The 7,828-nt window shown below is 58.2% G+C and carries 6 protein-coding genes; 5 read left to right on the top strand and 1 reads right to left on the bottom strand.

The window, feature by feature from the left end; translation table 11 throughout:
* Positions 1 to 35: 35 nt before the first annotated feature.
* Positions 36 to 1,595 carry a D-xylose ABC transporter ATP-binding protein gene (xylG, locus tag H8S59_RS24960; RefSeq protein ID WP_187523156.1) on the top strand — a complete coding sequence of 520 codons (1,560 nt, stop codon included), beginning with the start codon at positions 36 to 38 and terminating at the stop codon, positions 1,593 to 1,595.
* Positions 1,596 to 2,732 carry a sugar ABC transporter permease gene (locus tag H8S59_RS24955; protein WP_095093357.1) on the top strand — a complete coding sequence of 379 codons (1,137 nt, stop codon included), beginning with the start codon at positions 1,596 to 1,598 and terminating at the stop codon, positions 2,730 to 2,732. It abuts the gene before it with no gap.
* A gap of 221 nt (positions 2,733 to 2,953) precedes the next feature.
* Here H8S59_RS24955 and H8S59_RS24950 read toward each other — a convergent pair whose 3' ends face one another.
* Positions 2,954 to 3,826, bottom strand: a complete 873-nt coding sequence (locus H8S59_RS24950; RefSeq protein WP_095093361.1) for an HDOD domain-containing protein — start codon at positions 3,824 to 3,826, stop codon at positions 2,954 to 2,956.
* A gap of 249 nt (positions 3,827 to 4,075) precedes the next feature.
* Here H8S59_RS24950 and H8S59_RS24945 point away from each other — a divergent pair, with 249 nt between their 5' ends.
* The 3 genes from H8S59_RS24945 to ilvA all read left to right on the top strand — a co-directional run.
* Positions 4,076 to 5,215 carry a carbon-nitrogen hydrolase family protein gene (locus tag H8S59_RS24945; RefSeq protein ID WP_187523155.1) on the top strand — a complete coding sequence of 380 codons (1,140 nt, stop codon included), beginning with the start codon at positions 4,076 to 4,078 and terminating at the stop codon, positions 5,213 to 5,215.
* Between the two features lie 2 nt (positions 5,216 to 5,217).
* A complete protein-coding gene (locus H8S59_RS24940) occupies positions 5,218 to 6,258 on the top strand; it encodes an AraC family transcriptional regulator (RefSeq protein WP_187523154.1) in 1,041 nt (346 codons plus the stop codon).
* 712 nt (positions 6,259 to 6,970) lie between these two features.
* Positions 6,971 to 7,828: threonine ammonia-lyase, biosynthetic (gene ilvA, locus H8S59_RS24935; protein WP_425504606.1), on the top strand; the 858-nt coding region annotated here is incomplete at its 3' end.

The raw sequence follows: 7,828 nt of genomic DNA, 5'->3' as shown, positions 1-7,828 counted from the left end.
CTGCAGTCCGCACTCGCTTATTTTGAGCACTCGCCATGTCCGACTATCTGCTGCAAATGAATGGCATCGTCAAAACGTTCGACGGGGTAAAAGCCCTCAATGGCATTGATATCAAGGTCAGGCCCGGGGAATGTGTCGGACTGTGTGGCGAGAATGGCGCGGGGAAATCCACGCTGATGAAAGTGCTGTCGGCGGTCTATCCGTTCGGTACCTGGGAAGGCGAAATCCTCTGGGACGGCCAGCCGCTCAAGGCGCAGTCGATCAGCGAAACCGAAGCTGCCGGGATCGTCATTATTCACCAGGAACTGACCCTGGTGCCGGACCTGTCAGTGACCGAGAACATCTTCATGGGCCATGAGCTGACATTGTTTGGCGGGCGTATGAACTACCCCGCCATGACCCGCCGCGCCGAAGCCCTGATGCGCGAGCTGAAAGTCCCGGACATGAATGTCTCATTGCCGGTTTCCCAATACGGCGGTGGCTATCAGCAACTGGTGGAAATCGCCAAGGCGCTGAACAAGCAGGCGCGACTGTTGATCCTTGATGAGCCCTCATCAGCGCTGACCCGCTCGGAAATCGAGGTCCTGCTGGATATCATCCGCGACCTCAAGTCCAAGGGCGTTGCATGCGTCTATATCTCCCACAAGCTCGATGAAGTCGCGGCTGTGTGCGACACCATTTCAGTGATCCGTGACGGCAAACACATCGCCACCACTGCGATGGCAGACATGGACATTACCCGGATCATTACCCAGATGGTCGGGCGGGAAATGAGCAACCTTTATCCCACCGAACCCCATGACATTGGCGAAGTGATTTTCGAGGCGCGCCATGTCACCTGCTACGACGTCGACAACCCGAAACGCAAACGGGTCGACGACATTTCGTTCGTCCTCAAGCGTGGCGAGATACTCGGTATAGCCGGGCTGGTCGGCGCCGGTCGCACGGAGCTGGTCTCGGCGTTGTTTGGCGCCTATCCCGGCCGCCACGAGGGCGAAGTCTGGCTGGACGGTAAACTGATCGACACGCACACGCCGCTGAAATCCATTCGCGCCGGCCTGTGCATGGTCCCCGAAGACCGCAAGCGCCAAGGCATCATTCCTGATCTGGGGGTCGGCCAGAACATTACCCTGGCAGTGCTGGACGCTTACTCCAGGCTGACCCGCATTGACGCCGAAGCCGAGCTGGACAGCATCGACAAGGAGATCTCGCGCATGCACCTCAAGACCGCGAGCCCCTTCCTGCCGATCACCAGCCTGTCGGGCGGCAATCAGCAAAAAGCCGTTCTGGCAAAAATGCTGCTGACCAAACCCCGCGTGCTGATTCTCGATGAGCCCACCCGAGGCGTGGATGTGGGCGCCAAATACGAGATTTATAAATTGATGGGAGCGCTGGCGGCTGCGGGCGTGTCGATCATCATGGTGTCTTCGGAGCTGGCTGAAGTGCTCGGTGTCTCCGACCGGGTGCTGGTCATTGGCGAAGGTCAACTGCGCGGAGACTTCATCAACCACGACCTCACTCAGGAACAGCTACTCGCCGCAGCACTCAGTCAAACCGCCGACCCTAACAACAATAATGATCGGAAGTCCGCGTAGATGAATCAGGTCAAACAGCTCTTCACACGCTACAAAATGCTCGCACTGGTCATCGCCGTGGCGGTCATCTGGCTGTTCTTCAGTTGGCAGACCGACGGTGGATTTCTGACCCCGCGCAACCTGTCCAACTTACTGCGGCAGATGTCGATCACCGGGATTCTTGCCTGCGGCATGGTGCTGGTGATCATCAGTGGCGAGATCGATTTGTCCGTGGGCTCGTTACTTGGGCTGCTCGGTGGACTGGCGGCCATTCTTGACGTGGTCTATCACATCCCCCTGCTGGCAAACCTCAGCCTTGTCGCGTTGTGCGGGCTGATGATCGGCCTCGCCAATGGCTACATGACCGCTTACCTGCGCATCCCGTCTTTCATCGTCGGACTGGGCGGCATGTTGGCGTTTCGCGGCATTCTGCTGGGCATCACCGGCGGCACGACCATCGCCCCGGTATCGCCGGAACTGGTGTACGTCGGGCAAGGCTATCTGCCGCATTCAGTTGGCACCGGGCTGGGCATCGTGCTGTTCGCACTCACGCTCTATCTGACCTGGAAGCAACGCCGCAATCGCGCCGTCCACGGTCTCGCTGCGCATTCACTGGTGCGAGACGTCTTGCGCGTGGTGTTGATCGGCGCGGTGCTGGCCGGATTCGTCCAGACCCTCAACAGCTACGACGGCATCCCCGTGCCGGTGCTGCTGTTGCTAGTTTTGCTGGGTGTATTCAGCTACGTCACCACCCAGACAGTCTTCGGCCGACGGGTCTATTCAGTGGGCAGCAACATGGAAGCGACGCGACTGTCCGGCATCAACGTGCAGGCCGTGAAACTGTGGATCTTCGGCATCATGGGCGTGATGTGCGCCCTCGCCGGCATGGTCAACACCGCACGCCTGGCGGCCGGTTCGCCTTCTGCCGGAAGCATGGGCGAACTCGACGCCATCGCCGCCTGCTTCATCGGCGGCACCTCCATGCGCGGCGGCTCCGGCACCGTCTACGGCGCCCTCCTCGGTGCGCTGGTCATCACCAGCCTCGATAACGGCATGTCCATGCTCGACGTGGACAGCTACTGGCAGATGATCGTCAAGGGCAGCATTCTGGTATTGGCGGTTTGGGTAGATGTCAGTACCCGGACGGGGCGGCGTTGATTGGAGAGCGGCCCCGCAATATCGATTGAAGTTCATATCCTGTAGGAGTGAGCTTGCTCGCGATAGCGTCAGGCCAGACGATAACTTCTCAACGGGTCTACCGTTATCGCGAGCAAGCTCACTCCTACAAGGTTCGTGTTTGCTGCGCGACAGCGGGGTGTCACGGACACCAGGGTCGCTCCTGCTGGTCAACCTCTTGGCGCATCACGAGGCATTGCGTCTCAACGCGCACCCAACTCCCGAATATTCGCCTTCAACTCCTGAAAGTCATACTCGGACAAGCCGACATAATCGAGTACCAGGTGGCTGATGGAATTCCACTCGTGATCGGCGCTTTCCTTGCCCAATATCCGGTAGGACTCGCAGATGTGTTCGGCCATTTTCAGAATCGACAGCAGATTCTTGACCTGACTGTGCTGCCCCGAGTCATCACTGAACACTGCGTAGGCATTGTGATGCCGGGCGATGGTCGTTGACATGTGTTCCGGCAACCGCCAAGCCTTGGCGGTGTAGTAACCCACTACGGCGTGATTGGTATTGAAGGCTTTGTTTTCCACGTCGACGATGCGTTGCTGATCACTGGCACCTGCGTACCCCTGCTCCAGCACCGTCATGTAGCCCGGAAATTTCTTGTACATCAGCGGCACGCCGCAATCATGGAACAGGCCCAGGGCGTAGGCTTCATCGACGGCCTGAGAGCCAAGCCGTTTGGCCAGTGCCAGGCACGTCATGGCGATGTCCTGCGCGGTGTCCCAGAAACGGTTGAGGGTCACGATGGACTCATCGTTCATGCCACCCCGAATGGACAAGCCGTTGACGATGTTGATCACCGAACGACTGCCCAACAGATTCACAGCACGCTGAATCGACGAAATCCGGTTGCTCAAACCGAAGTAGCTGGAGTTGACGATCTTGAGCAGCGCCCCTGCGATACCGGGGTCTTGAGAGATCAAGCGGGCGATCTCGGCCAGATCGGGGTCCGGCATGTACTGCTCGATCTGCAGGTCCACCAGAATCTGGGGTTGCGGCGGCACGATGATGCCCTGCAAGGCCTGTTTGACTTTCTCGTCGGTAAACTCGGTCTCTGATGACATACGCTTCCCTGAACACTCGCCCAATACGTGATATGGCCCGACTCTAGCGAATAGAAAAGACATTTGCGATGGGGTATTGCCCGATTGACAATGCCGCGCGCTGCTTACGGTGGTGATGGAACTGATACCCGTCGACGAAAACCCCTGCATTGATGGAAAAAAGTTCGTTAAGCCGTTGTTTTCCCGTAGTCTCGGCACACATAACCTTACACAGCCACCACTCGGGATTGTCAGCACTTCAATTTACCTATGCGTACATTTTTCACTATTGCCATTGGCTTCGTACTCACGGCTGCGCTTGTCGGCTACGGCTTCTGGACCGAGCAGCGCCCTGTGGGACATTACTTGTCCGACCTGCGAATCAAACTGGTGGTCGATGAAGGCCAACCAGGTGAGCGCGGCAATTTGCTCGGCATTCAACCGGAACTGTTCCCCGCCGATTATCAAAGTATCCAGCGCCTGCATCGCAAGCTTGCAGCCTATCTGCAACAGGCTCGCGAGCAGGGTTTGATCAACAGCCGAACCATCGTCGTGCTGCCCGAACATGTGGGCACCTGGCTGGTTGCCAGCGGCGAGAAAAATCAGGTTTATCAGGCCGCCAGCATGGATGAGGCGCTGACCTGGATATCCCTCAGCAACCCGCTGAAATTCCTCGGGGCAGTGCTCAGCGCCAAAGGTGACAACCGGCTCGACGACGCACACCTGCGCATGAAAGCCACCGGTATGGCCGAGCAGTATCAGACGCTGTTCGGTGGTCTGGCCAAGGAGTTCGGCATCACGCTGGTTGCGGGCTCCATCGTGCTGCCTGAACCGGCCATCGACAACGGGAAACTGAAGCTCGGCAGCGGCCCGCTCTATAACAGCAGCGTGACGTTCGGCAGCGACGGCCAACCCATCGGCCAGCCGCAACGGCAGCTGTTTCCAATGGCTTATCAACGCCGTTATGTCCACCCGGCCACTGACCTGAATGTATTCGACACCCCCGCCGGAAAGCTGGGCATATTGATTGGCAGCGACAGCTGGTACCCCGGCAATTACGCCAGCCTGAATAAACTGGGCGTCGAGCTGATTGCAGTGCCCGCCTTTGTCATTGGCACCGGCCACTGGGCCAGCCCGTGGCGCGGCTATCGCACGCCGGACCTGATCGGCGCAACAGGGCTGAACACTGGCAATATTACCGAGGGTGAAGCGTGGCAACGTCTGACCCTGACCAGCCACGCGCCACTCAGCACCGCGAGAGCAGGGGTCAGTGTGTTCATGCGTGGCCAGTTGTGGGATCAAGGCAGCTCGGGACACAGTTTCGCCAGCCGCGACGGCCAGCACATCGTCGAGCCATCGCCGGATGACAAGGTCCACCTGGGCGCGCGCCTGATCAATATCTGGTTATGAACATGACCCCATCGCCCACTCGTCTTGGTGATCTGTCGGTGGGGTTTGTTCACAGTCTGGCCAATGCGGTGCGCAGTTTCGGGCAAGATCCGCAACCATTGCTGGAGCAGTATGGTCTGGATCAGGCAAGACTGGCCGAAGCCGAGGCGCGTTTGTCCATTCCGCGTTACATGCGCCTGGGTCATGCCGCGATTCAACTCACCGGGCAGCCTGGCCTTGGTTTGCGCATGGGTCGTTTGAGCCACATCAGCCAGTGCGGTCTTGCAGGTGTGACCGCGGCGCAAGCCCCTACCGTTCGCGAGGCCGCGCGTACGCTGATCCGCTTTGAAGCGCTGTACGGTTCCAATTATCGCGGCCAGTCGAATTTTCACGAGGACGCCGAAGGTGCCTGGTTGAGGTTCTATTCGATCAGCCCCTACAACAGCTATAACCGCTTCGTGGTGGACTCGATTATCGCCAGCTGGCTGCAGCAACTTTCCAGCCTCAGCGAAACTGAAGTGCGTGCGGAAAAGATCGAGATTGAGTTTGATGCGCCCGACTATGCCACCGATTATGCCGACCTGAGCCTCCAGCCCATTGCCTTTGCCGCCGCCACCAATCAGCTGCGTCTGAACCAGCACACGTTGAGCCTGCGCAACCCGCAGCATTGCCCCAGTACCTGGACCCATCTGCTGCAGCTGTGTGAAAAGGAACTTGAGCAACTGACCCGAACCCGCAGCTTGCGAGAGCGCATCACTCGTCTGCTCGGGCCTTTACTCAATGGGGGAAGGGAACCGGATCTGGAGGAAATTGCTGCCAGACTGAAACTGCCGGCCTGGACTTTGCGGCGCAAACTGGCCGAGGAAGGTACAGGCTTTCGCAATATCCTCAACGACACACGGCGTGATCTGGCGATGACCTATATACGCGACACCGATCTGGCATTCGGGGAGATTGCCTACCTGCTCGGCTTCGCATCTGCCGAAGCGTTTCAACGAGCATTCAAGCGCTGGACGAGCCAGACGCCCGGGGAGTTTCGGCGTAGCCAGCGTGGGCAGGGTTGAAGTGTTTAATTCTGCAACGCTCACCCGGTAGGAGCTGCCGAAGGCTGCGATAGCGGTATGTCAGGAAGATTGCTTTCGCAGCCTTCGGCAGCTCCTACAGAACAGGAGTCGGCTCAAACATTCACAACTCAGTCGCATCATCCGCTGGCTCTGGCGGATCTAGTTCAAACGCTTTGTATTCCAGCAGTTCTTCTTGATAGTCGTCCATAACGCGTGCCCTCTTGGCTGTTCTTTAAATGACGTCATTCACTGACCACTGCCTTCACCATAAAGTGCCAAGGTGAAGGAAAAATGACTTGATCATTAAACATACGAGTCTCGGCAAACGTAATTTAGAAGATGCAACCACTCCCGCAGAACCGGCTTTAGCCGGGAAAGCGGTATTTATAACAATGAAGATGTAGTGACTTTACGGGCCTCCTCCCGGCTGAAGCCGGTCCTACGACAGATATTGCAGGCCTTGACTTGATCGAAGCATCCGCAATAATCTTCAGGCCATGAACGTAACCAAGCATTTCGTCGGCCAGATTATTACCGCCATTCCAGTCATGGCGGGTTAGCCGACGCGTGCACCCAACCCGCCCAAGAGGCGGGTTTTTCTTGTCTCCTGGGCTAAAAAAGTAAACCGGGAGTCAGACATGATCAGCATTCAAACCGCCCTCTTCGCTTCTCAGACTCAGCGCATCGCCACCCATTACAAGGGGCCGACGCGATGACTGACCTGCTCAATCACTACGCCCGTAAAATCCTCAACTCCCGCGTCTACGACGTGGCCGTGGAAACCCCGTTGCAGGGCGCTCGTCAGCTCTCCGAACGGCTGGGAAATCAGGTGCTGCTCAAGCGCGAAGACTTGCAGCCGGTGTTCTCGTTCAAGATTCGTGGCGCTTATAACAAGCTGGCGCAGCTCAGTCCGGAAGAACTGGCCCGGGGTGTGGTCACCGCCTCGGCAGGCAACCACGCGCAAGGTCTGGCGCTGGCGGCGAAAACCCTGGGCGTCGAAGCGACGATCGTGATGCCCAAGACCACGCCTGAAATCAAGGTGGAAGGCGTGCGTTCCCGGGGCGGTAAAGTGGTGCTGCATGGCGATTCCTTCCCTGAGGCGCTGGCCCATTCGCTGAAACTCGTCGAAGAAATGGGCTTCGTTTACATCCATCCCTATGACGACCCAGACACGATTGCCGGGCAAGGCACCGTGGCCATGGAGATTCTGCGTCAGCATCAGGGGCCGCTAGACGCGATTTTCGTCCCGGTGGGCGGCGGTGGGTTGATCGCCGGTATCGCGGCTTACGTGAAATACCTGCGCCCGGAGATCAAGGTCATCGGGGTCGAGCCGGATGATTCCAACTGCCTGCAACAAGCCATGGCCTACGGCGAGCGCGTTGTGCTGCAGCAGGTGGGGTTGTTCGCCGACGGCGTGGCTGTGGCGCAAATTGGTGAGTACACCTTCGACATCTGCAGGCATTACGTCGACGAAGTGATCACGGTCAGCACCGATGAAATCTGCGCGGCGATCAAGGACATTTACGACGACACCCGCTCGATCACCGAACCGTCCGGGGCACTGGCTGTT

Source organism: Pseudomonas folii, assembly GCF_014357575.1.
GTDB lineage: Bacteria > Pseudomonadota > Gammaproteobacteria > Pseudomonadales > Pseudomonadaceae > Aquipseudomonas > Aquipseudomonas folii.
Note: the sequence above shows the minus strand (reverse complement) of the source record. Positions and strands in the feature narration are given on the sequence as shown.